Origin of the sequence: Anaerobium acetethylicum, assembly GCF_900096945.1 — a bacterium.
Taxonomy (GTDB): domain Bacteria; phylum Bacillota; class Clostridia; order Lachnospirales; family Lachnospiraceae; genus Anaerobium; species Anaerobium acetethylicum.
In genome coordinates this window covers 399844-421867 of record NZ_FMKA01000001.1, presented here as the reverse complement: position 1 = coordinate 421867, position 22024 = coordinate 399844, and the positions used below count along the sequence as shown (strand labels likewise).

General features: G+C 43.4%; 22 protein-coding genes. 17 read left to right on the top strand and 5 right to left on the bottom strand.

What is annotated here, in order from left to right; translation table 11 throughout:
* The first annotated feature begins 191 nt into the window (after positions 1-191).
* The 9 genes from gap to BJR36_RS01850 all read left to right on the top strand — a co-directional run bounded on the left by gap (position 192) and on the right by BJR36_RS01850 (position 11176).
* The gene (gene gap / locus BJR36_RS01890; protein ID WP_091229271.1) at positions 192-1205 is read left to right on the top strand and encodes a type I glyceraldehyde-3-phosphate dehydrogenase; all 1014 of its coding nucleotides are present in this window, start codon (positions 192-194) and stop codon (positions 1203-1205) included.
* Positions 1206-1406: 201 nt separating this feature from the next.
* Entirely contained in the window at positions 1407-2600 is a 1194-nt protein-coding gene (locus BJR36_RS01885; RefSeq protein WP_091229269.1) for a phosphoglycerate kinase, read from the top strand.
* Positions 2601-2670: 70 nt separating this feature from the next.
* Positions 2671-3417, top strand: a complete 747-nt coding sequence (gene tpiA / locus BJR36_RS01880; RefSeq protein ID WP_091229266.1) for a triose-phosphate isomerase — start codon at positions 2671-2673, stop codon at positions 3415-3417.
* A 196-nt stretch (positions 3418-3613) separates the two neighbouring features.
* On the top strand, positions 3614-5158 hold the full coding sequence (gene gpmI, locus BJR36_RS01875) for a 2,3-bisphosphoglycerate-independent phosphoglycerate mutase (RefSeq protein WP_091229263.1): 1545 nt from the start codon (positions 3614-3616) through the stop codon (positions 5156-5158).
* Between the two features lie 157 nt (positions 5159-5315).
* Positions 5316-6071, top strand: a complete 756-nt coding sequence (locus BJR36_RS01870) for an exodeoxyribonuclease III (RefSeq protein WP_091229261.1) — start codon at positions 5316-5318, stop codon at positions 6069-6071.
* A gap of 54 nt (positions 6072-6125) precedes the next feature.
* Positions 6126-7928, top strand: a complete 1803-nt coding sequence (locus BJR36_RS01865; protein ID WP_091229910.1) for an ABC-F family ATP-binding cassette domain-containing protein — start codon at positions 6126-6128, stop codon at positions 7926-7928.
* Positions 7929-7932: 4 nt separating this feature from the next.
* The gene (locus BJR36_RS01860; RefSeq protein WP_091229260.1) at positions 7933-9888 is read left to right on the top strand and encodes an alpha-amylase family glycosyl hydrolase; all 1956 of its coding nucleotides are present in this window, start codon (positions 7933-7935) and stop codon (positions 9886-9888) included.
* Between the two features lies 1 nt (position 9889).
* Positions 9890-10594 (top strand): TraX family protein, encoded by a 705-nt coding sequence (locus BJR36_RS01855; protein WP_091229258.1) that lies wholly within the window; start codon positions 9890-9892, stop codon positions 10592-10594.
* A gap of 42 nt (positions 10595-10636) precedes the next feature.
* Entirely contained in the window at positions 10637-11176 is a 540-nt protein-coding gene (locus tag BJR36_RS01850) for a DUF5662 family protein (RefSeq protein ID WP_278276576.1), read from the top strand.
* A gap of 60 nt (positions 11177-11236) precedes the next feature.
* Here the strand turns inward: BJR36_RS01850 and BJR36_RS01845 are convergent, their stop codons facing one another.
* Positions 11237-11716 carry an S-ribosylhomocysteine lyase gene (locus tag BJR36_RS01845; protein ID WP_091229257.1) on the bottom strand — a complete coding sequence of 160 codons (480 nt, stop codon included), beginning with the start codon at positions 11714-11716 and terminating at the stop codon, positions 11237-11239.
* 384 nt (positions 11717-12100) lie between these two features.
* Between BJR36_RS01845 and trpS the strand changes: the two genes are divergently transcribed.
* From trpS to BJR36_RS01830, 3 genes are read left to right on the top strand one after another with little or no spacing between them, the layout of a single operon-like run.
* On the top strand, positions 12101-13105 hold the full coding sequence (gene trpS / locus BJR36_RS01840; RefSeq protein WP_091229256.1) for a tryptophan--tRNA ligase: 1005 nt from the start codon (positions 12101-12103) through the stop codon (positions 13103-13105).
* A 30-nt stretch (positions 13106-13135) separates the two neighbouring features.
* On the top strand, positions 13136-13636 hold the full coding sequence (locus BJR36_RS01835) for a heme-degrading domain-containing protein (RefSeq protein WP_091229255.1): 501 nt from the start codon (positions 13136-13138) through the stop codon (positions 13634-13636).
* Between the two features lie 12 nt (positions 13637-13648).
* Complete coding sequence (locus BJR36_RS01830; RefSeq protein WP_091229252.1) at positions 13649-14617, top strand: Gfo/Idh/MocA family protein; 969 nt, start codon at positions 13649-13651, stop codon at positions 14615-14617.
* A gap of 155 nt (positions 14618-14772) precedes the next feature.
* Here BJR36_RS01830 and BJR36_RS01825 read toward each other — a convergent pair whose 3' ends face one another.
* From BJR36_RS01825 to BJR36_RS01820, 3 genes are read right to left on the bottom strand one after another with little or no spacing between them, the layout of a single operon-like run.
* Positions 14773-15654, bottom strand: coding sequence for an RluA family pseudouridine synthase (locus tag BJR36_RS01825; protein ID WP_091229249.1), 882 nt, complete (start codon positions 15652-15654; stop codon positions 14773-14775).
* Positions 15648-15770 (bottom strand): hypothetical protein, encoded by a 123-nt coding sequence (locus BJR36_RS20845; RefSeq protein WP_278276575.1) that lies wholly within the window; start codon positions 15768-15770, stop codon positions 15648-15650. The genes BJR36_RS01825 and BJR36_RS20845 overlap by 7 nt, the downstream gene beginning before the upstream one ends.
* A gap of 23 nt (positions 15771-15793) precedes the next feature.
* Entirely contained in the window at positions 15794-16333 is a 540-nt protein-coding gene (locus tag BJR36_RS01820; RefSeq protein WP_091229247.1) for a helix-turn-helix domain-containing protein, read from the bottom strand.
* 373 nt (positions 16334-16706) lie between these two features.
* Here BJR36_RS01820 and BJR36_RS01815 point away from each other — a divergent pair, with 373 nt between their 5' ends.
* Complete coding sequence (locus BJR36_RS01815; RefSeq protein WP_091229244.1) at positions 16707-17762, top strand: lactonase family protein; 1056 nt, start codon at positions 16707-16709, stop codon at positions 17760-17762.
* A gap of 113 nt (positions 17763-17875) precedes the next feature.
* Here the strand turns inward: BJR36_RS01815 and aroC are convergent, their stop codons facing one another.
* On the bottom strand, positions 17876-18979 hold the full coding sequence (gene aroC / locus BJR36_RS01810; protein WP_091229243.1) for a chorismate synthase: 1104 nt from the start codon (positions 18977-18979) through the stop codon (positions 17876-17878).
* Positions 18980-19227: 248 nt separating this feature from the next.
* Between aroC and tgt the strand changes: the two genes are divergently transcribed.
* The 4 genes from tgt to BJR36_RS01790 all read left to right on the top strand — a co-directional run bounded on the left by tgt (position 19228) and on the right by BJR36_RS01790 (position 21858).
* Complete coding sequence (gene tgt, locus BJR36_RS01805; RefSeq protein WP_091229240.1) at positions 19228-20352, top strand: tRNA guanosine(34) transglycosylase Tgt; 1125 nt, start codon at positions 19228-19230, stop codon at positions 20350-20352.
* A 158-nt stretch (positions 20353-20510) separates the two neighbouring features.
* Positions 20511-20813 carry a preprotein translocase subunit YajC gene (yajC, locus tag BJR36_RS01800; protein WP_091229239.1) on the top strand — a complete coding sequence of 101 codons (303 nt, stop codon included), beginning with the start codon at positions 20511-20513 and terminating at the stop codon, positions 20811-20813.
* Positions 20814-21016: 203 nt separating this feature from the next.
* Positions 21017-21346 carry an ArsR/SmtB family transcription factor gene (locus tag BJR36_RS01795; RefSeq protein ID WP_091229236.1) on the top strand — a complete coding sequence of 110 codons (330 nt, stop codon included), beginning with the start codon at positions 21017-21019 and terminating at the stop codon, positions 21344-21346.
* A gap of 191 nt (positions 21347-21537) precedes the next feature.
* Positions 21538-21858: a rhodanese-like domain-containing protein gene (locus BJR36_RS01790; protein WP_091229234.1), complete on the top strand. Its 321-nt coding sequence runs from the start codon at positions 21538-21540 to the stop codon at positions 21856-21858.
* Positions 21859-22024 lie beyond the last annotated feature (166 nt).

The window sequence follows — 22024 nt, the reverse complement described above, 5'->3', positions numbered from 1 at the left end:
TTGCAGACAAATTATGTAGAATGTATAAAGCGGTTGTTGTTTCTTTAACAATCTTTGCGTTTGAAGTGTTTATTCGGTACTATGGTATTAAAAAAGCACTGCAGAACAGTGGTCCTGCAGGAAGACATTGTTTAATCTACTGTCCGAGACAGTATATTATAAATTTTTTTAAAATTAGGAGGAATATAATCATGGCAGTAAAAGTAGCAATTAATGGTTTTGGACGTATTGGACGTCTTGCATTCAGACAGATGTTCGGAGCAGAAGGATATGAAGTAGTTGCAATCAACGACTTAACAAACCCAAAAATGTTGGCTCATTTATTAAAATACGATTCAGCTCAGGGCAGATATGCTTTAGGCGATAAAGTTGAAGCGAAAGAAAGCTCAATCGTAGTAGACGGAAAAGAAATCAAAATCTATGCTGAAAAGAACGCAGCAGATCTTCCATGGGGAGAAATCGGAGTAGACGTAGTACTTGAATGTACTGGATTCTATGTATCAAAAGCTAAATCACAGGCTCATATCGATGCAGGCGCTAAGAAAGTAGTTATCTCAGCTCCAGCTGGAGATGATCTTCCTACAGTTGTATTCAGCGTAAATGAAGATACTTTAAAAGCAGAAGATACTATCATCTCAGCAGCTTCATGTACAACTAACTGTTTAGCTCCTATGGCTGACACATTAAATAAATTAGCTCCAATCCAGAAAGGTTTCATGACTACAATTCATGCTTACACTGGAGATCAGATGACTTTAGATGGTCCTCATCCAAAGGGAGATTTAAGAAGAGCTCGTGCAGCAGCTTGCAACATCGTTCCTAACTCAACAGGCGCAGCTAAAGCAATCGGTCTTGTTGTTCCTGAATTAGCAGGAAAATTAGACGGAGCAGCTCAGCGTGTTCCAGTTCCAACAGGATCAGTTACTGAATTAGTAGCTGTTTGTGAAGGCACTGTAACTGCAGCAGATGTTAATGCAGCTATGAAAGCAGCAGCTTCAGCATCTTTTGGATACACTGAAGAAGAATTAGTATCTTCAGATATCATCGGATGTACTTTCGGTTCATTATTCGATGCAACTCAGACAAAAGTTACAGCTCTTGGAGATGGAAAAACTTTAGTTAAAGTTGTTGCATGGTATGATAACGAAAATTCATACACTAGCCAGATGGTTAGAACAATCAAATACTTTGCTGAATTAGCTTAATTTCTGTTAAACAGCATATGGCATCTGTGATTGCGGATATCCTTGTCGGAAACGGCATTCACAAAAGCTATAATGAATAAGATCCTATAGTGGGTCCGGTCTTGTAGGGTAGGCTTATGGGACCGGGCCCATTTTCAAGAATGTCCCTCCTGATATAACGGGGCAGTTTAAAATAAATACATGTTGAAGGGAGCAGTTAATATGCTTAATAAAAAATCAATTGACGACATCAATGTAAAAGGTAAAAGAGTTTTAGTAAGATGTGACTTCAATGTTCCATTACAGGAAGGAAAAATCACAGACGAAAACCGTCTTGTTGCAGCACTTCCAACAATTAAAAAATTAATCGCTGACGGAGGAAAAGTAATCCTTTGTTCACACCTTGGAAAACCAAAGGGCGAACCAAAACCAGAATTATCTTTAGCACCTGTTGCTGCAAGATTAACAGAATTATTAGGACAGGAAGTTAAATTCGCTGCTGATCCTGAAGTTGTTGGTTCTAACGCAAAAGCAGCAGTTGAAGCTATGAAAGACGGCGAAGTTGTCCTTTTAGAAAATACACGTTACAGAGCAGAGGAAACTAAGAATGGTGAAGCATTCAGCAAGGATCTTGCTTCTTTAGCTGACGTATTCGTAAACGACGCTTTCGGAACAGCTCACAGGGCTCACTGCTCAAACGTAGGCGTTACTCAGTATGTTGACACTGCAGTAGTAGGCTACTTAATGCAGAAAGAGATCGATTTCTTAGGAAATGCGGTTAACAATCCAGTAAGACCTTTCGTGGCTATCTTAGGCGGATCAAAAGTATCAAGCAAAATTTCTGTAATCAACAACCTTCTTGATAAAGTAGACACTTTAATCATCGGCGGCGGAATGTCATACACATTCATGAAAGCTAATGGAGAAGAAGTAGGAAAATCAATGGTTGAAGCAGATTACCTGGAATATGCGAAAGAAATGATTGAAAAAGCAAAAGCAAAAGGCGTTAAATTACTGATTCCAATCGATTCAGTAGTAGCTGAAGAATTCTCAAACGATGTTCCTTTCAGAACTGTTAACGAAGGTGAAATGGGAGTAACTGAAATGGGTCTTGATATCGGACCTAAGACTCAGGCTCTTTACGCTGACGCTGTTAAAGACGCTAAGACTGTTGTATGGAATGGACCTATGGGCGTATTTGAAATGTCAAACTACGCAGCCGGTACTGTTGCAGTAGCGAAAGCTTTAGCTGAAATCGATGCAACTACAATCATCGGCGGTGGAGATTCTGCAGCAGCTGTAAATATCTTAGGATTCGGCGACAAGATGACTCATATTTCAACAGGCGGCGGAGCTTCTCTTGAATTCCTTGAAGGAAAAGAGCTTCCAGGCGTTGTTGCAGCTAACGATAAGTAAAAACAGGACGATGTTCTGTTACAGTTCGACAAGATAACCACTTTTTGAAAAAGAATGGAGAATTATAGATATGCGTAGAAAAATTATAGCAGGCAACTGGAAAATGAACATGACTCCAAGTCAGGCAGTTGCTTTAGTAAATGAATTAAAACCACTCGTTGCAACAGATGAAGCTGACGTAGTATTCTGTGTTCCGGCAATCGACATCATTCCGGCTATGGAAGCTGCAAAAGGCAGCAACATTGAAATCGGTGCTGAAAACATGTATTTCGAAGAAAGCGGCGCTTTCACAGGAGAAATTTCTCCTTCTATGCTTACTGACGTAGGCGTAAAGTATGTTGTAATCGGTCATTCAGAAAGAAGAGAATACTTCGCTGAAACTGATGAAACAGTTAATAAGAAAGTTAAAAAAGCTTTCGAACACGGAATCACTCCGATTGTATGCTGCGGTGAAACCCTCACTCAGAGAGAACAGGGCGTAACGATCGATTTTATCCGTCAGCAGATCAAGATTGCTTTCTTAGACGTTACAGCTGAACAGGCAGCAGCAGCCGTAATCGCTTATGAACCTATCTGGGCAATCGGAACAGGCAAAGTTGCAACTACAGCACAGGCACAGGAAGTATGTGCAGCAATCCGTAAATGCATAGCTGAAATTTATGACCAGGCTACAGCTGAAGCTATCCGTATCCAGTACGGCGGCAGCGTAACAGCAGCAAGTGCAGCAGAATTATTTGCACAGCCAGACATCGATGGAGGCTTAGTTGGCGGAGCTTCATTAAAACCTGATTTCGGTAAAATCGTAAACTACAAATAGCCAGAATCCAGGGATTTTTTTGGCCGGATGGGGTGCAATATCCCTGTTCGGCTATTCATCCAATGCAGACATTGGATGCAGTTGATGCATGCGGCAGCGGAACTGGTCATACAGGTCCGGCTGTAAAATCATTGTGACTAGGAAGGACATAGTCCTGAACAGTTACAGACTATTATAGTATAAAGGAGCATTTTATATGAGCAAGAAACCAACAGTGTTAATGATACTAGACGGTTATGGATTAAACGAAAGAACAGACGGCAATGCCATAGCAGAAGCAAAAACTCCTGTTATCAGCAGGCTTATGAAAGAATACCCATTCGTAAAAGGTTATGCCAGCGGTATGGCTGTAGGCCTTCCGGAAGGACAGATGGGAAATTCAGAAGTTGGACACCTGAACATGGGAGCCGGACGTATCATATATCAGGAACTGACAAGGATTACAAAAGAAATTCAGGATGGCGATTTCTTTAAAAATGAAGCTTTTAATGAAGCGGTTGAAAATGTAAAGAAAAATGGTTCCGCACTCCATCTTTTCGGACTTGTTTCGGATGGCGGCGTCCACAGCCATAATACGCATATCTATGGCCTTTTGGAACTTGCGAAGCAGCAGGGGCTTGAAAAAGTATACGTACATTGTTTCCTCGATGGAAGGGACACAGCACCTACTTCCGGAAAAGGTTTTGTTGAAGAACTTGAACAGAAAATGAAGGAAATCGGTGTAGGTGAAGTTGCATCAGTTATGGGACGTTACTATTCAATGGACCGTGACAACAGATGGGACAGGGTAGAACTCGCTTACAAGGCAATGGCATATGGAAAAGGCGCTACTGCTTCAAGTGCTTCTGTAGCGATCCAGGCGTCCTATGATGATGGCAAAAACGACGAATTTGTACTGCCTACTGTCATTGAAAAAGACGGCAGGCCTGTTGCAACAATTCAGGACAAGGATTCCGTAATCTTCTTCAATTTCAGGCCTGACAGGGCAAGGGAAATCACAAGAGTTTTCTGCGAAAATGAATTCACAGGATTCCCGCGTGAAAAGAGACTGGATGTTACTTTTGTATGCTTTTCAGAATATGACATCACAATCCCGAATAAGATTGTGGCATTCCATAAAGTATCTATTGACAACACATTCGGACAGTTCCTTGCAGCAAATGGAAAAACACAGCTCAGACTCGCTGAAACTGAAAAATATGCACATGTAACATTTTTCTTTAATGGCGGCGTGGAAGTTCCAAACGAAGGGGAAGAACGTTCCCTTGTGAAATCTCCAAAAGTTGCCACCTATGATCTTCAGCCTGAAATGAGCGCATATCAGGTAGCTGAAAATCTTGTGGAAGCAATCAAATCAGATAAATATGATGTGATTATCGTTAACTTTGCAAATCCTGACATGGTTGGTCATACGGGAATTGAGGGCGCAGCAGTGAAAGCCATCGAAGCAGTTGATGAGTGCGTAGGAAAAGCAGTTGATGCGCTGATGGAAGTTGATGGACAGATGTTCATCTGTGCTGATCACGGAAATGCAGAACAGCTTGTGGATTATACGACAGGCGAAGCGTTTACAGCCCATACAATTAATCCGGTTCCATTTATTCTTGTGAATTATGACGACAGCTACACCCTTAAAGAAGGCGGATGTCTTGCGGACATAGCGCCTACGCTTATCGAAATGATGGGTATGAAACAGCCAGAAGAAATGACTGGAAAGTCGCTTCTTGTTAAAAAAGCGTAATCAGGAACAGCATTTTTGAATACTCTGGTGAAAGGACACGGCGCATATGCGCCGTGTCCTTTCAGGTTGTCTGTGAAAATGGCTGGCCAAATTGAACTATACAAAGGAATTGCACTAATGCTATAATTAATACAATACGGGTTAGGAGGCAAAACAGATGACAAAAATGATTTCATGGAATGTTAACGGAATCAGAGCCTGCGTGCAGAAGGGGTTCGTTGACTTTTTTAATAATATAGATGCCGATATATTCTGCATTCAGGAAACAAAACTTCAGGATGGCCAGATCAATCTGGAGCTGGAAGGTTACTATCAGTATTGGAATTATGCTGTTAAAAAGGGCTATTCGGGAACGGCAGTTTTTACAAAGAAGGAACCGCTGTCTGTCAGTTACGACATAGGAATTGACGGCCATGACAGCGAGGGGAGGGTAATTACTCTTGAATTTGAAGAGTATTATCTGGTTAATGTATATACGCCGAATTCACAGGCAGAACTTGCAAGGCTGGGATACAGGATGAGCTGGGAAGATGATTTCAGGGCTTATCTGAAGAAACTTGAAGAAAAGAAACCGGTTGTTGTGTGCGGAGACCTGAATGTTGCCCATAAGGAGATTGATCTTAAGAATCCAAAGACGAACAGAAAAAATGCAGGATTTACAGATGAGGAAAGGGCTAAATTCACCGAACTCCTGGACTCCGGATTTATTGACACGTTCCGGTATTTTTATCCAGATACGGAAGGAATCTACTCCTGGTGGTCCTACAGATTCAGCGCAAGGGCTAAGAATGCAGGATGGAGGATAGACTATTTCTGTGTCTCTAAGGCTCTTGAATCAAAAATCAAAAGTGCGGCAATCCATACTGAAATATTAGGGTCCGATCATTGCCCTGTAGAACTGATTATGAAATAGAAGTCCCCACGCTGATGGATTATTGCTGGCAGGGGAATGAAAGGGAATTATGATATGAACTTATTGACGATAGAAAATATGACAAAAACATACGGAGACAGGTTTGTTTTTAAAGATGCTGATTTCAGTATTAATGATAATGAAAAAATCGGTATTATCGGAATAAACGGTACCGGGAAATCAACCCTTTTAAAGATGATAGCCGGTCTTGAGGAGCCGGATTCCGGAAAAATAACGAAGGGACGCCAGATTCACATAAGGTATCTCTCTCAAAATCCGGTATTTGATGAAGACAGCACTGTGCTTGAGGCAGTCCTGAAGGGAAATATCAGGAAAGACAACGAATGGACTGTCGAAAGTGATGCAAAGGCGATGCTGAATAAACTTGGAATTCCCGATTTCGATGGGGAGACGAAATATCTTTCCGGAGGACAGAAGAAGCGGGTTGCGCTTGCGAATGTCCTGCTTTCTCCTGCTGATATCCTGATACTGGATGAGCCTACAAACCACCTTGACAATGAGATGTCGGAATGGCTGGAAGAGTACCTTATGAAATTCAAGGGAGCTCTGCTGATGGTGACCCATGACCGGTATTTCCTGGACAGGATATCAAACAGGATTGTAGAAATCGATGGCGCCAGTATCTATTCCTATCCTGGAAATTACTCAGAATATCTGAGGCTGAAGGCGGCGCGCGAAGGTATAGAGGCCGCATCTGAGAGGAAGCGCAGCAGCATACTGAGAACGGAACTTGAGTGGATCCAGAGAGGTGCGAGAGCGCGTTCTACCAAACAGAAGGCCAGAATCGAACGCTTTGAAGAGCTGAGGGATAGAAAAGGTCCCCAGAAGGCTGCTTCTGTGGAAATGAATTCCATATCCTCCAGGCTGGGAAGAAAGACTCTTGAAGTCAGCGGAATTACGAAATCATATGATGGACGGACCTATATTAACGATTTTTCTTATATATTCCTGAAGGGTGACAGGGTTGGCATCATCGGAGGAAACGGCTGCGGGAAGACTACCCTGCTGAAAATAATAAACGGTGTGGTCGAGCCGGACGAGGGGATTGTAGACATCGGCCAGACTGTGAAAATTGGTTATTTTTCTCAGGAAAATGAATATATGGATGAATCTCTCAGGGTTATTGATTACATTAAAAATGTAGCTGAGTATGTGCTGACGCCAGATGGGAGCATATCCGCATCCCAGATGCTTGAAAGATTCCTGTTTGATGGAAATATGCAGTGGACCTATATAAACAGGCTCTCAGGCGGTGAAAAGAGACGTCTGTACCTGCTGAGGATCCTTATGGATGCACCAAATATCCTGATTCTTGACGAACCGACGAACGACCTTGACATACAGACACTTACGATTCTAGAGGATTATCTTGATAATTTTGACGGCATCGTAATCAGTGTTTCTCATGACAGGTACTTCCTGGACAGGATTGCAAGAAGGATATTCGCATTTCAGGAGGATGGAAGCCTCAGACAGTACGAAGGCGGGTTCAGCGATTATCTTGCAGTGAAGGAAAGGGAAGAGTACGAAAAGGCGCCAGAAACGGAGAAGGCTCAGGCGGCTGAGAAAAAGGATACCCGGGTCCGGGAAAAGAAGCTTAAATTTTCATATAAGGAGGAGAAGGAATTCGAAACGATCGACGATGACATCGCCGGCCTTGAAGAGAAAATTGAGGAGATGGACAGGCAGATTGAAAAATCTGCTACAGACTATGGTACCCTGAACAGTCTTATGGGTGAGAAGGCCCTGCTGGAGGCAGAACTGGAAGAAAAGATGGAGCGCTGGATGTACCTCAATGACCTGGCAGAAAAGATAGAACTTGAGAGGAAGAGCTGAATATATGAAATGTGAAAGGGACGGTTTTTGCTTTAAGATAAAAAGAGGGTTGCCCAAACCCCTTGGAGCTACGAAGACCCATGAGGGAATGAACTTTGCCGTTGCCGTACCGGATGACAGAACCTGCAGCCTCGTGCTATACGAAAAAGGCAGCAAAGAGCCCTGTGAGGAAATATCCTTTTCGGAAGGCTGTAAAGCGGGGGATATATACTTTCTCATGCTGGCTGATTTTGATTGCGGCAGATATGAATATAACTACCGGATTGATGGGAAAATCGTCCAGGATCCATATGCCGCGGTTATAGCCGGAAGGGAACACTGGGGAATAGAGATTCCGGCCGGGGATTTGAGGTGTGGATTTCTAAATGAAGATTATGACTGGGAAGGCGACAGGCCTCTTGAGATTCCGTTTGAAGAAATCGTGATGTACTGTATCCATCCGAGAGGATTCACAAGGCATTCGTCCTCGAATGTGAAGGAAAAAGGAACGTTTTCGGGAATTGCAGAAAAAATTCCTTATCTCAAAGAGCTTGGAATCAATCAGATCGAAATGATGCCCGTTTATGAGTTTGATGAGATGGTAAGGGAGCCGGAAGATATAGCATCCAGGATCCGGTATCTTGATTATAAGGGTATGAAACAAAATACGGGGAATATGGATCCGTCAAGGAATAGCGCCGGTTATGGATGGCCGGGTGAGGAGGAGAAGGCAAAAGCTACGAAAATAAATTATTGGGGATACGGTCCGGGATTCTATTTTGCTCCCAAGGCCTCCTATTCTGGAACTGGAAATCCGGAACGGGAATTTAAGGATATGGTAAAGGCGCTTCACAGGAACGGAATTGAAATCGTGATGGAATTCTATTTCGCTCCTGGTACCCCCTGCAGCCTTTTGATGGATTGTCTGGAGCATTGGGCTATGGAATATCATGTTGACGGCTTCCATGTGAATGGGGAAGCTGCTCCGATGACGACGGTGGCTTCGTCACCGATTTTTTCGAAAACAAAGATCATGTGGGCCGGAGCCTCGGCAGGATATGGTGATTCCGAAGGCAGGCATCCATCATTTCGTCATATAGCCGATTATAACGACAGCTTTATGATTGATGCCAGACGGTTTCTAAAGGGAGATGATGATCATCTGAACAAGATGGCACACCGCATACGCAGAAACCCATCGAAAGAAGGCGTTATAAATTATCTGACGAGCCACAACGGATTTACGCTGATGGATCTCGTATCATATGATGAGAAGCATAATGAAGCTAACGGAGAAGGCAACAATGACGGTATGAGCGTCAACTACAGCTGGAACTGCGGTGCAGAGGGGAAAACCAGAAAGAAAAAGATCATGGAGATTAGAAAGAGACAGATCAAGAATGGTCTTGTGCTGGTTCTGCTCAGCCAGGGGGTGCCCATGCTGCTCGGAGGCGACGAGATGGGGCACACCCAGGGAGGCAATAACAATGCCTACTGTCAGGATAATACAAGTACCTGGATTGACTGGAAGGACTGCAGAAAGAACAGTGAAATTCTGGAGTTCGTTCAGAAACTGATTAGTTTTCGGAAGGCACACAGGATCCTTCATATGCCTGCCGAGCTGAAGATCATGGATCATCTTTCCTGCGGATATCCCGATCTTTCTTACCATGGCGAAAAACCATGGTACCCTGATTTTGGCATCTATGCGCGGCAGATCGGTCTGATGTACTGCGGTAAATACGCCGTTCTGGCTGGCGGGAAGGAAGACGATTTCCTCTATGTGGCATATAATATGCACTGGGAGAAGCACGAATTTGCGATGCCGAAGCTTCCGAAAGGCAGGAGCTGGAAAGTGGCAGTAGACACAGGGGCGGCTGAAGGCTGCGGCATATATCCGGCAGGAAGCGAGCCGGTCCTTGAAAACCAGAGACTCATTGAAATCAAGCCCAGGACTATAGCAGTCCTCATAGGTAATTAGTATGGAGAAAAAAAGAGGAATAGATTCATTTGTACTGAAGTTGATTGCTGTTATTTCCATGACAGTGGACCACATTGGCGCAGTCGTGTTTCCGGAAGTATTGCTGCTCCGGATAATCGGAAGGCTTGCCTTTCCCATTTACTGCTTCCTGCTTGTGGAGGGGTATGCCCATACGAAGAATGTCAAAAAATATATCCTCCGCATGGCTGCTTTTGCACTGATTTCCGAAATACCTTTTGATCTGGCCTTTTATGGGACACCGGTTTACATGGGGCACCAGAATGTGTTTTTCACCCTTGCAGCCGGGCTTGCAGCAATATGTGCGATAGACAGGAACAGCACGGCGGTTTCTCGGTCTGAAAACCATGGAAAGGGCGGTTCGGCTTCAGGACTTATATATGGGGCTGTTGTATCGGTCTGTTTCCTGTTCGTATATTTGTTCAGGACTGATTACAGCTTTGCGGGAGTCCTTTTAATTATCCTGTTCTATATGTTCCGGAAGAATATGCTGATGCTGTCTGTTTCTTCAGCAATCGTGAACATACTGCTTTTTCAGGGCAGAATCCAGGCATATGCAATATTTTCTATGCTCCCTATTGCCCTATATAATGGGGAGAAGGGGCGTTCGATGAAATATGCCTTCTATCTGTTTTATCCCGCACATCTTGCAGTTCTGGCGGTAGTCAGGATCTATGGGAATTTCTAAAGATGGCATTATGTTGTACAAGGCAATAAAGGAGAAATTGATTTGAAAGATTTAAAAATAGTAAAACATTTTACAACCATAACAAAACACCATCTGATGGTAAGAAAATACTGTTTCAGCGTAGGACTCTACAGGCAGGGACTGCTTCATGACATGTCAAAATATTCGCTGTCAGAATTCCTGGTTGGATGCAGATATTTTCAGGGAACGAGAAGCCCGAACAATGCCGAACGTGAGAACCGGGGGTATTCATCCGCATGGCTGCACCATAAGGGGAGGAATAAGCATCATTATGAGTACTGGCTTGACTACAGTGCCGAATACAGGGGCGAGATAGTGGGCATGAGAATGCCTGAGCAGTATGTGGTAGAGATGTTCTTTGATCGTATAGCAGCTTCTAAAGTATACCTGGCCAGCAGTTATACGGACAGGAGCCCCCTGGAATACTATGAAGCAGGAAAAATAAAGTTCCTTCATGATGATACGAAATCCATCCTGGAAACCCTTCTCAACAAACTGGCGGATGAGGGCGAGGAGGCCGCTATAGCCTACATAAAGGCAGACGTCCTGAAAAAAAAATAGAACCATCCTGCTTTTATCATACAGCGATAAAAGCAGGATGGTTCTGTCCGTAGCTGAGACCTATTCCGGGTAAACCAGCTGGGCATCGCTTATGCAGTATAGAACTTCGTCGAGATATTTTTTTGCCAGGTATTTTGCCATTGGAAGATTCATATCAAGGTAGTTGCCGCAATCCTTTGCGGATGCACCTGGAACTTCGCCCTCGAAATCACGTATAAATTCAAACATCTGGATCAGGAGCGAAAGAATGTCTCCTGATTCGCAGTCGTCTGAAAGCAGGAGATAGAAACCGGTCCGGCAACCCATAGGTCCGAAGTAGATGATGCGTTCGCCAAACTCAGAGTGGTTTCTTAAAAAAGTTGCAGCGAGATGTTCGATCGCATGCATCTCTGCCGTATTCATTACGGGCTCCTCGTTCGGTTTGGTCATGCGGATATCAAAAGTCGTGATGACTTTGCTGCCGACAGGATCTTTTCTGGAAACGTAAACTCCTTTTTGGAGTTTTATATGGTCAATTGTAAAGCTGGTTATCTTCTTCATTTTATACTTCCTTTCAGAATTTTTTTGACAGATGTATGCCGTCTTTTAACAGGATGTTCTAATATTATAAACCATACCAAATGGCGAATGCAACCACATTGTTTATTTCTTGACTTTCAAAGTTACGGGTGATAAACTTAAAGTAATTTATCAACAGACTTTGAAAAATTGAGATGTTACTAAATAAATTACAGGTAACTGCATTAGAATCTAAAATTATGGATGACATAATCATAATGGGTGACATTAGGGAACATCGTCCCCGGCAGTTGCTGGTGGTGATGTTTTTTTCTATCATGGGACAAGCTTTCCTGTGAAAGGACAAAGAGTCTGCAAGGGCAAAAAATTGCTTTGTTTTATATAATAACTATGGAGGAACTAACAATGATCAATGACAAAAAAGTGCTTTTCAGCGGGATGCAGGCGACAGGAAACCTGACACTTGGAAACTATCTGGGGGCTTTGAAAAACTGGGTTACACTTTGTGATGAATATGAATGCTTCTACAGCGTTGTAGACATGCATTCGATTACAGTAAGGCAGGATCCGGCAGTGCTTCGGAAAAGGTCGAGAGACCTGCTTGTTTTATATATTGCGGCTGGACTCGATCCTGAAAAAAACTGCCTTTATTATCAGTCCCATGTATCAGCCCATGCTGAGCTGAGCTGGATTCTGAACTGTTTTACCTATATGGGCGAGTTGAACAGGATGACCCAGTTCAAGGATAAATCACAGAAAAATGCAGACAACATAAATGCCGGTCTTTTCACTTATCCGGTGCTGATGGCGGCGGATATACTTCTCTATCAGGCAGATGTCGTACCCGTTGGAATTGACCAGATGCAGCATCTTGAAATTACAAGGGATTTAGCCCAGAGATTCAACGGAATTTATGGGGACGTATTCACCATACCGGAAGCATATATCGGAAAAACCGGAGCAAAGATCATGAGCCTTCAGGACCCGGTAAAAAAGATGTCCAAATCGGACGAAAATCCAAATGCAAGCATTTATCTTATGGATCCACCTGATGTGATAATGAAAAAATGCAAAAGGGCGGTAACGGATTCGGAGAATGAAATATTATATAGCGATGCAAAACCAGGAATCAAAAACCTTATCGATATCTACAGTTCTGTTACAGGAAAGACAGCGGATGATGTAGTGAAGGAATTCGAAGGCAAAGGCTATGGCGATTTCAAGTCTGCAGTCGGAGAATCAGTCGGAGACTGCCTGAAACCGATACAGGACAGATGCGCAGACCTTGCCAAAAACAAGGATTATATCGACGGAATCATCAAGAACAATGCTGAGAAAGCAAATTACTATGCAACAAAGACATTAAGAAAAGTGCAGCGCAAGGTAGGATTCCCTGACAGAATCAGATAAAAGCAAGGAATTATGTAAGGAGGAATTAATATGACTATTGATGAAGCAGTAAAAATTCTGGAAATGCAGGAAGAAATTTTGCAGTTTACCCACTTTACAAATGAGGATGCGTGGGAACTTGGGTGTATGCTTGTGGCTGAAGCCAGAAGGAGGCAAAAGCCTGTAGCAATAAGCATACGTCTGAATAATGGTTATACGGTATTTCAGTTCGGTCTCGATGGAACGACTCTTTACAATGAACAGCAGATGAAGATGAGACATAATACAGTTAAGGTGACGGAGAAAAGCAGCCTTCATCTCTGCACCCTGCTGCAGAAGACGGAAAACGATCTTGATGGCTGGTTTTTAGATCCCAAAAAATATGCAATAAGCGGCGGCGCATTCCCGATAAGAATTGAGGATGTGGGAGTAATTGGTTCAATCATAGTATCGGGTATGGATCATATGTCTGATCATGATCTGCTTATCAAATGTATAAGCAAGTACCTTCATATTGACGAAGTGCCCAGAATCAGGGGTGGCAAACTGTAAAGGAGGTTTTCTATGGGGAAACAGGTTAAATGGGGAGTGTTAGGTACCGCTGATATAGCAAAAAAATGTACAATACCTGCAATGCAGAAGGCGAAGAACTGCACCTTATACGGCATTGCAGGGAGGAATCCGGAAAAGACAGACAGGTTCAAAGGAATGTTTCAGTTTGAAAAGGCTTTTTACAGCTATGAGTCAATGCTGGAGGATGAGGAGGTTGAAGCGGTATACATTGCGCTTCCAAATTCTATGCATAAGGAATGGGTGCTGAAGGCTGCGGAAAAAGGAAAGCATATCCTTTGTGAGAAACCGATTGCAGGCAATGCTGCGGATGTCGAAGAGATGGTAAAAGCCTGCAGAGATGCCGGTGTAATTCTGATGGAGGCATTTGCTTATCTCCACAGTCCGGCATCCAAGATCGTAAAGGATGCACTGGATTCCGGAATCATAGGAACTCCAACCCTTATAGAGACTACATTTGTGACCCCGAGTCCCGAGGCTGATGATATCAGGATGAGAAAAGAGACCCTTGGAGGAGCTATGTATGATCTTGGCTGCTACAATACCAGCCTGATCCTTATGCTGGTTGGAGAAGAACCAAGTGAAGTAAGAGCAGTTGCTCATTTGACGGAAGCGGGCATAGACGATACCACTGTTGCCTATCTGGAATTTCCCGGCGGAACCAGGGCAAGCATTCTGACCGGTATGTGTTCCGGACGACGGGCAGACAGATACTATATCTACGGCACAGATGGTACAATGGAGGTTCCGATTCCGTTTAATGCCGATGGAGTTCTGAAATTCTATGTACACAGGGCAAAAAAGAGCGATACGATTTCCGTTGCCGTTCCAGATAATTATATGCTTGAAATAGAGCAGCTCGGAAGATGCATACTCCATGATGAAGAGCCATGCGTCAGCAATGAGTTTTCCATAAAAAATGCCCGGATCATAGACCGTATATTAGCATGCATCGGATACTGACAGGATCAGGGAAGCAGAAATAAGGTTGTGAACAGGCAGCATGAACGGATAGCACAAATCTGCTATAATTGAAAAAATCCCCGGTAAAATGGGGATTTTTGCTTGCATATTTTTATGATAGGGTGCTAAAAGAGGGCAGTTCAAGAACGTGCGTGCTACAGAATCGCTTTCATATCATCCGGAAGCGGAACTTCAAACTTCATCAGCTCCTCTGTAAGGGGGTGAAAGAATGTAAGCTTCCAGGAGTGAAGGGCCTGCCGCGATATAGTTGAAAAATCGGGGCAGTAGATAAAGTCGCCGGGAAGCGGATAACCCAGATGTTTCATATGAACACGGATCTGATGGGTGCGGCCCGTTTCAAGCTTCAATGCAACAAGGGAATGTCCGTTTCCGTATTTGATCCGGCGGTAATGAGTTACTGCATGATCGCCCTTTTCATAATCTATGCACCGCTCAATCGTGGATCCGTCCAGTCTGCCTATGGGGGCTTCTATTACGCCTTCGTCAGGAACCATCCCTTTTGCAATGGCCAGGTATTCCCTTTGGATTTTTTTTGATTTCACCATGTCGGATAAGATGCAGCCGCTCAGCATGTTTTTTGCAAGAATCATAAGTCCCGTCGTATCGCGGTCCAGGCGGTTGATACAGCGAAAGGTGAAATTCCGGCCCTGGAGGCTGAAATAATGAGCCAGGCCATTTGCCAGTGTATTGCTGTAATTGCCCTGTGAGGGATGGACGGGCATGTCGGGAGCCTTGTTGATCACCAGCAGGTCATCGTCTTCGTAAACAATATCAAGAGGCATGGCGGTTGGAACAATGTTCTCAGATGAAGTGGTCTCCAGGATGCGGATCGTGAGGAGTTCCCCTTCGCAAAGGCGGTAAGTGATGTATTTCAGCGCTCCGTCTATGGTTATGCCGGATTCGGTCTTTTTCAAATGGACGATCAGATGGCTGGAATAACCTTTGCTGTGCAGAAAATCATTGATCGTCATCTGATCTTCTTTTTCGGAAATCCTGTAGGTCAAAACTTTTAGCATGACTTCACAAAGACCTTTTCGATTTCTGTTATGTAAAGGGTATGGTAGTCTTCGTCAATCATTACGAAAGGGTTGTTAACGAGTTCTTCTGGTTTCTGTTCTGTAAATTTATACATAAATTCCTCCAAGTATTAATAAGTTAAAAATTAGGCGGAGAGCTGACCCAGATCAGGGAGGCTCCGCTTTTAGAGCTGGCTTTTATATAGTGCTCCTTGTTGGGCGTAAAGTAGAAAGATTCGCCCTTTCTTACCTTGAAAATCTTCTTGCCCAGATATAGTGTAATGCTTCCCTGGAGCACGTATCCGAATTCCTCGCCTTCGTGAGGATTGTCCGGGTATGTAGAACCGTCTGGTTCCAGGGTTATGCGGATAGGTTCCATTGTGTTTTTCTGTGCATTCGGAATGATCCATTCAATTCTGTTCTTAAAATCAGAATCAATTTTTTCGAAATAGTCGGTACTCTTGAAGACTACCTGCTCATCCGGTGAATCGTTGAAAAAATCCTTCAAATCAGTGCCCAGGCACTGCAGGATATCCATGAGGGTGGCGATTGAAGGCGAAGTGAGGTCTCTTTCTAACTGGGAGATGAATCCCTTTGAAAGTTCGGCTCTGTCGGCGAGCTCTTCCTGCGTCAATCCTTTCATTATGCGTAATTCCTTTAATTTTATACCAATCTGCATATCGGCATTCCCTTCTGTGCTTTAAAAGCGTATTTCCGATTTATCCGGATGTTCCTGATAATGGCTGAAAATTGAAAAATCAGCAATCTGGCGCACGCATGTCTCGGATTTATATGCAAATTCAGCATAACAACACCTCGCGAGACAGGGGTTCTGAACATTTACTATAATTATACACTGAAAAACATTGCTGTCAATATTCCGGAACAGCAGGTGCCAGCATTTGTGTTGATAAAATTCAGATAGCATCTTAACAAAATTGACGGTTTATGTTAATATAGCAAATATAGGGCACATGAACCTGCCGGGATAAACTTTTTATCCTCATAATATGAGAACACTGACAGGAAGACAATATAGAGGAGGCATTCATATGGAAAAAGAAAAGTACGTTGCTTATGTGGGAACATATACACACGGACACAGCGAGGGAATACACATTTACGATCTTGATGCAAAAGAAGGAAGAATGACGGAACGTAAAGTGGTAAAGATTCATAATCCTTCTTATATAACAAAATCAGCGGACGGAAAGTATTTATATTCAATTGCCGATGAAGGTGTCGTATCGTTTTTGATTAAACCGGATGGAGATCTGGCGATGACGAGCATCAGATCCATACAAGGCATGAGAGGATGCCATCTTTCAACGGATAAGGCTAATAAATATCTTTTCGTTGCAGGATATCATGACGGCAAAGTTACTGTGATGAGGCTCAAGGAAGATGGAACGATAGGCGATATAGCGGATCAGGTATTCCATAAAGGTCTTGGGAGTATAGCAGAACGTAACTTCAGACCGCATGTGAACTGTGTGACGCTGACTCCTGATGAAAAATATCTTTGCGCTGTGGATCTTGGAGTGGATCATGTAAAATTATACAGATTCAATCACGATACAGGAAAGATCAGTCTTGTTGATTTCCTGAGATGTGAACTGGAATCTGCACCAAGACATATGAGATTCAGCCATGATGGCAAGTTTGCCTATCTGATATGCGAACTGAAGAATTATATCAATGTATACAGCTATGACGGTACAAAGAAGAATCCGAAGTTTGAACTGATTCAGAATGTGCCGACTGTTAAGTCTGGTGACAACAAGGGTACGGCAGCTGCGGCTATGGAATTCTCCATGGATGGAAATTATCTCTACTGCTCAAATGCCGGAGACAACAGTGTGGGAATATTCAGGATTGATAAGAAGACGGGACTCCTTACGATGCTGAACATTCTTCCGATCAGCGGCGACTATCCGAAGGATATCGAAATCTTTCCTGATGGAAAACATCTGATTTCATTAAATCACGAGTCCAACGAAATCACAATTTTCAAAGTCAATTATGATAATGGAAATATTGTGCTGAACGGGAAACCAATTGCAATTGAGACTCCTAACTGCATAATCGTTTCAAAGATTGAAAACTAGTAAGCAGTAGGCAGCTCTTCAGAACTGAAAAACAGCCGTTCCAGGATACAGGAAATGTACCGGGAACGGCTGTTTTTATCTCATAGGAGAGTCTGCCTTGGCAGACTCTGTGTTTATTTGCTGAAGAACCTGACGACAGAATCAAGTCTTGAAGTCATGCCTGAGAAAAGCAGGTCCAAAAGGGTTATCGCAGCCATCGACTCCACAACGACAACGGCTCTTGGAACAATTATGGGATCATGGCGTCCTTTTATGCTTACTTCAATATTTTCTCCATCCTTGTTGACGGTAGGCTGAAGTTTCGCTATGGAAGGAGTAGGCTTGAAAGCGGCCCTGAGGACGATATCTGAACCATCGCTGATGCCACCGAGAATTCCGCCTGAACGATTGGCTGTCTTTAATATAGAGCCGTCAGCGGCATAGGAGTAGGGATCATTGTTTACAGAACCACGATGTCGTGCTGCTTCCATACCATCACCGATTTCCACAGCCTTGACTGCGCCGATGGACATAAGGGCTTTTGCAAGACAGGCATCCAGCTTGTCAAAAGCGGGATCACCGATGCCTGCAGGCATGTTCCGGATGATGCATTCGATGATTCCACCAGAAGAATCGTGTTCCTTCATGCATGTTTCGAGGAAAACGCCGGCTTTTTCGGCAGCATCGGAATCCGGCATGTAAAGCGGATTTTGGGAGATTGCTGACTCGTCGAATTTATCCATGTCAGCTTCAATCGGGCCGATGGACTTTGTATAGGTGCAGATGCTTACGCCTATTTCTGCCAGTATTTTGGAGGCTATGGCGCCAGCTGCCACCCGGCCGATGGTCTCGCGGCCTGAAGAGCGTCCTCCGCCCCTGTAATCCCGGAAGCCGTATTTGATGTCATAAGTAAGATCGGCGTGGCCAGGGCGGTAATAGGATGCGATTTCACTATAATCCCCGGAACGCTGTGATTTGTTGTAAACGACAAGGGAAATTGGGGTGCCAGTAGTTTTGCCTTCGAAAACGCCAGAAAGAATTTCAACAGCGTCATCCTCTTTTCTTGGAGTGGTGTATTTCGACTGCCCGGGTTTTCTCCGGTCTAAAAAAATCTGGATGTCTTCTTCGCAAAGGGGAAGACCGGCCGGACATCCGTCGACGACAACGCCTATTCCCCGACCATGGGACTCGCCCCAGGTAGATACTTTGAATAAATTTCCATATACTGAACCTGACATAAACAACCTCATTTCATTAGTGTAATAAATAACGTAAACGGCCGCAGGGCTTCAGAAACCTGCTTGGCCTGCATGGAGATTCTGGATCAGGATCTCCGCATTTCCATACAGTATATTACAAAAACCCATTTTCGTAAACATAAAATGAAAAGGAAAGACGTAAAATGCATTGAAAAACCAATGGAATAAAGATATACTAGTCAATAGGGTTTTGACAAATCAATTAAAATTTAGAAACGGTGGTATATATGTATAATCTTTTAACACAAGACGGCAAGGCAAAAAGAGGAGAACTGCACACGGTACATGGAGTCATCCAGACGCCTGTATTTATGAATGTCGGAACGATTGCGGCAATAAAAGGTGCAGTCGCAACGACTGACCTGCAGGAAATCAAGACGCAGGTACAGCTTTCCAACACGTATCATCTCCATGTAAGGCCAGGGGATAAGATTGTAAAGAAGCTAGGCGGCCTTCACAAATTCATGAACTGGGATAAGCCGATTTTAACTGATTCGGGCGGATTCCAGGTGTTTTCACTGTCCGGCCTCAGGAAGATAAAAGAGGAGGGTGTTTATTTCAGGTCCCATATAGACGGCAAGAAGATATTCATGGGACCGGAAGAAAGCATGCAGATACAGTCGAACCTGGCGTCTACGATTGCCATGGCATTTGACGAATGTCCTCCCCATCCAGCGACCAGGGAATACATGCAGGCATCGGTAGACAGAACCACGAGATGGCTGGAAAGATGCAAAAAGGAAATGGACAGGCTCAATGCCCTTCCTGATACGATAAACAAGAATCAGATGCTGTTTGGCATCAACCAGGGCGGGACCTATGAAGACATCAGGATCGAGCATGCTAAGAGAATTTCCGAAATGGATCTGGATGGATATGCCCTTGGTGGTCTGGCCGTAGGAGAATCCCACGAAGAAATGTACAGGATCCTGGATGAAACAGTCCCATACCTTCCTGTTGACAAGCCGACTTATCTTATGGGTGTCGGTACTCCGGCGAATATATTGGAAGCCGTTGACAGAGGGGTCGATTTTTTCGACTGCGTATATCCTTCGAGAAACGGCCGTCATGGACACGTATATACTGACCATGGAAAAATGAACATGTTTAATGCAAAGTATGAGCTTGACAGCAGGCCGATTGATGAAAACTGCCAGTGCCCGACATGCAGAAGCTACAGCAGGGCATATATCAGGCATCTTTTGAAAGCAAAGGAAATGCTCGGTATGAGGCTTTGTGTTCTCCATAACCTTTATTTCTACAATAACATGATGGAGGAAATAAGGAATGCAATTGAAGAAGGACGCTACCAGGAATATAAAAAGGCAAAACTGGAAGGTTTTCAACTGTAGATTTAATGTTCTGAATAATTCTAAAAATATAATAAATTCATGAAAACCCCTTGCCTATTTTTGGGGGATTGTGTAGAATGACTATAGCAGATGTTTGTATTTTTTAGGAAATATGAAATCAGGTCAAAATAAAAATACATTTCTCAGGAGGAATAGTTATGACTATTTTAGCAACAGGCGGAACAGGCAGCAGTTGGATAATCATTATTGCCTATATTGTGATTTTTGGCGCTTTGATTTATTTTATGTCAATCAGGCCACAGAAAAAGCAGCAGCAGAAGGTAACTGCAATGCTCGCAAAACTGGCAGTAGGTGACAGCATACTTACAACCAGTGGTTTTTATGGCGTAATCATAGACATTTCAGATGATACAGTAATCGTGGAATTCGGAAGCAACAAGAACTGTCGTATTCCTATGCAGAAATCAGCAATCGTTGAAGTTGAAAAAGCGAACGCTTAATGAATGATTTTGCAGAACCGGCGGCGCCGATAAATCTGTAAAAATTGAGAAAAAGCGCGGGTTATGACTATCCGCTTGAAAACCTCCCTGTGGACAGTAGTGCATGCAGGGAGGTTTTTATATTTTAAAGGATGTCAGTTCTATGACATAAAATACGCTCCGCGGAGCATGTCCTATATGAATAGCAATGGGAGGGAATTTTAATGGAAGAAAAATACAATGCGTATGCCCAGATGTTCAAAGCGCTTTCGGATCCGAACAGGCTGGTAATTGTGAGTTTTCTCGTGGATGGGGAGATATGCGCATGCAAAATACTGGAAAAGCTTGAGATTACACAATCTACCCTGTCTTACCACATGAAAATGCTTTGTGAAAGCGGAATCGTTGAAGGCCGCAAGTCCGGGAAATGGATGCACTATTCGCTGAATAGCGGAAAACTGAATGAACTGAAAGAAATCCTGGATGTGTTTTCAAAAGGCGGCTCCGGAAAAACTGGAGGATGCTCCTGCGGAAGCAGAATAAAATTCAAATAAGTTACAGGCAGGCATTGCAATCTGATTTTGCGTATTAATCTTGAAAAGTGACATAGTCACAGATAAAAAGAGTCCAGGTGCTATAATTGTAAATGTAAGCAATTTGATGATCAAAGTTTCAGCAGATACTCTTTTGGGGACTAAAACCTGAAAAGAATGCCTGGACAGGGCTGCAAATAAGGAGGATAAAGATGTTTGAATTTTTAAAACGAAATGATGGAAAAGTCATAAATGTAAATGATATAGATAGTCTTATAGGCAAGGTGGAAATTATAGACATCAGAGAACCCTATGAATACAGCAGCGGAAGTCTCAAGACTGCAAAGAACATACCGATGGGTCAGCTTTTGGAGAATCCGGGAAAATACCTGCAGAAGGACAAAGACTATTACATCATGTGCCAGTCAGGGGCCAGAAGTGCAAGAACCTGCGGGATTCTTGGAAAACAGGGGTTCAGCGTAATAAATGTATCCGGTGGAATGGGATCATATGTCGGTACAAAGAAAAAATAACATGTCTGAAGCAAAATCCCTTCAGAATGAAGAGATGGAGACCATGCTTTAAAATTATAGAAAAATAGTGAGGACCGCAGATGATAGAAATGTTATCTGTGGTCCTTTTTATACAGAAAAAGTCTGTGAAGGTTGACAAAATTTTGCTTAGCATATATCTTAGATG

Bases quoted from the DNA above. Each gene is read 5' to 3' on its own strand.
- aroC (WP_091229243.1), bottom strand. From the start codon at position 18,979: ATGTCAGGTTCAGTATATGGAAATTTATTCAAAGTATCTACCTGGGGC.
- gpmI (WP_091229263.1), top strand. From the start codon at position 3,614: ATGAGCAAGAAACCAACAGTGTTAATGATACTAGACGGTTATGGATTA.
- BJR36_RS01860 (WP_091229260.1), top strand. From the start codon at position 7,933: ATGAAATGTGAAAGGGACGGTTTTTGCTTTAAGATAAAAAGAGGGTTG.
- tgt (WP_091229240.1), top strand. From the start codon at position 19,228: ATGTATAATCTTTTAACACAAGACGGCAAGGCAAAAAGAGGAGAACTG.
- BJR36_RS01845 (WP_091229257.1), bottom strand. From the start codon at position 11,716: ATGAAGAAGATAACCAGCTTTACAATTGACCATATAAAACTCCAAAAA.
- gap (WP_091229271.1), top strand. From the start codon at position 192: ATGGCAGTAAAAGTAGCAATTAATGGTTTTGGACGTATTGGACGTCTT.
- BJR36_RS01855 (WP_091229258.1), top strand. From the start codon at position 9,890: ATGGAGAAAAAAAGAGGAATAGATTCATTTGTACTGAAGTTGATTGCT.
- BJR36_RS01830 (WP_091229252.1), top strand. From the start codon at position 13,649: ATGGGGAAACAGGTTAAATGGGGAGTGTTAGGTACCGCTGATATAGCA.
- BJR36_RS01790 (WP_091229234.1), top strand. From the start codon at position 21,538: ATGTTTGAATTTTTAAAACGAAATGATGGAAAAGTCATAAATGTAAAT.
- BJR36_RS01885 (WP_091229269.1), top strand. From the start codon at position 1,407: ATGCTTAATAAAAAATCAATTGACGACATCAATGTAAAAGGTAAAAGA.
- BJR36_RS01795 (WP_091229236.1), top strand. From the start codon at position 21,017: ATGGAAGAAAAATACAATGCGTATGCCCAGATGTTCAAAGCGCTTTCG.
- BJR36_RS01815 (WP_091229244.1), top strand. From the start codon at position 16,707: ATGGAAAAAGAAAAGTACGTTGCTTATGTGGGAACATATACACACGGA.
- yajC (WP_091229239.1), top strand. From the start codon at position 20,511: ATGACTATTTTAGCAACAGGCGGAACAGGCAGCAGTTGGATAATCATT.
- BJR36_RS01825 (WP_091229249.1), bottom strand. From the start codon at position 15,654: ATGCTAAAAGTTTTGACCTACAGGATTTCCGAAAAAGAAGATCAGATG.
- BJR36_RS01820 (WP_091229247.1), bottom strand. From the start codon at position 16,333: ATGCAGATTGGTATAAAATTAAAGGAATTACGCATAATGAAAGGATTG.
- BJR36_RS20845 (WP_278276575.1), bottom strand. From the start codon at position 15,770: ATGTATAAATTTACAGAACAGAAACCAGAAGAACTCGTTAACAACCCT.
- trpS (WP_091229256.1), top strand. From the start codon at position 12,101: ATGATCAATGACAAAAAAGTGCTTTTCAGCGGGATGCAGGCGACAGGA.
- tpiA (WP_091229266.1), top strand. From the start codon at position 2,671: ATGCGTAGAAAAATTATAGCAGGCAACTGGAAAATGAACATGACTCCA.
- BJR36_RS01870 (WP_091229261.1), top strand. From the start codon at position 5,316: ATGACAAAAATGATTTCATGGAATGTTAACGGAATCAGAGCCTGCGTG.
- BJR36_RS01835 (WP_091229255.1), top strand. From the start codon at position 13,136: ATGACTATTGATGAAGCAGTAAAAATTCTGGAAATGCAGGAAGAAATT.
- BJR36_RS01865 (WP_091229910.1), top strand. From the start codon at position 6,126: ATGAACTTATTGACGATAGAAAATATGACAAAAACATACGGAGACAGG.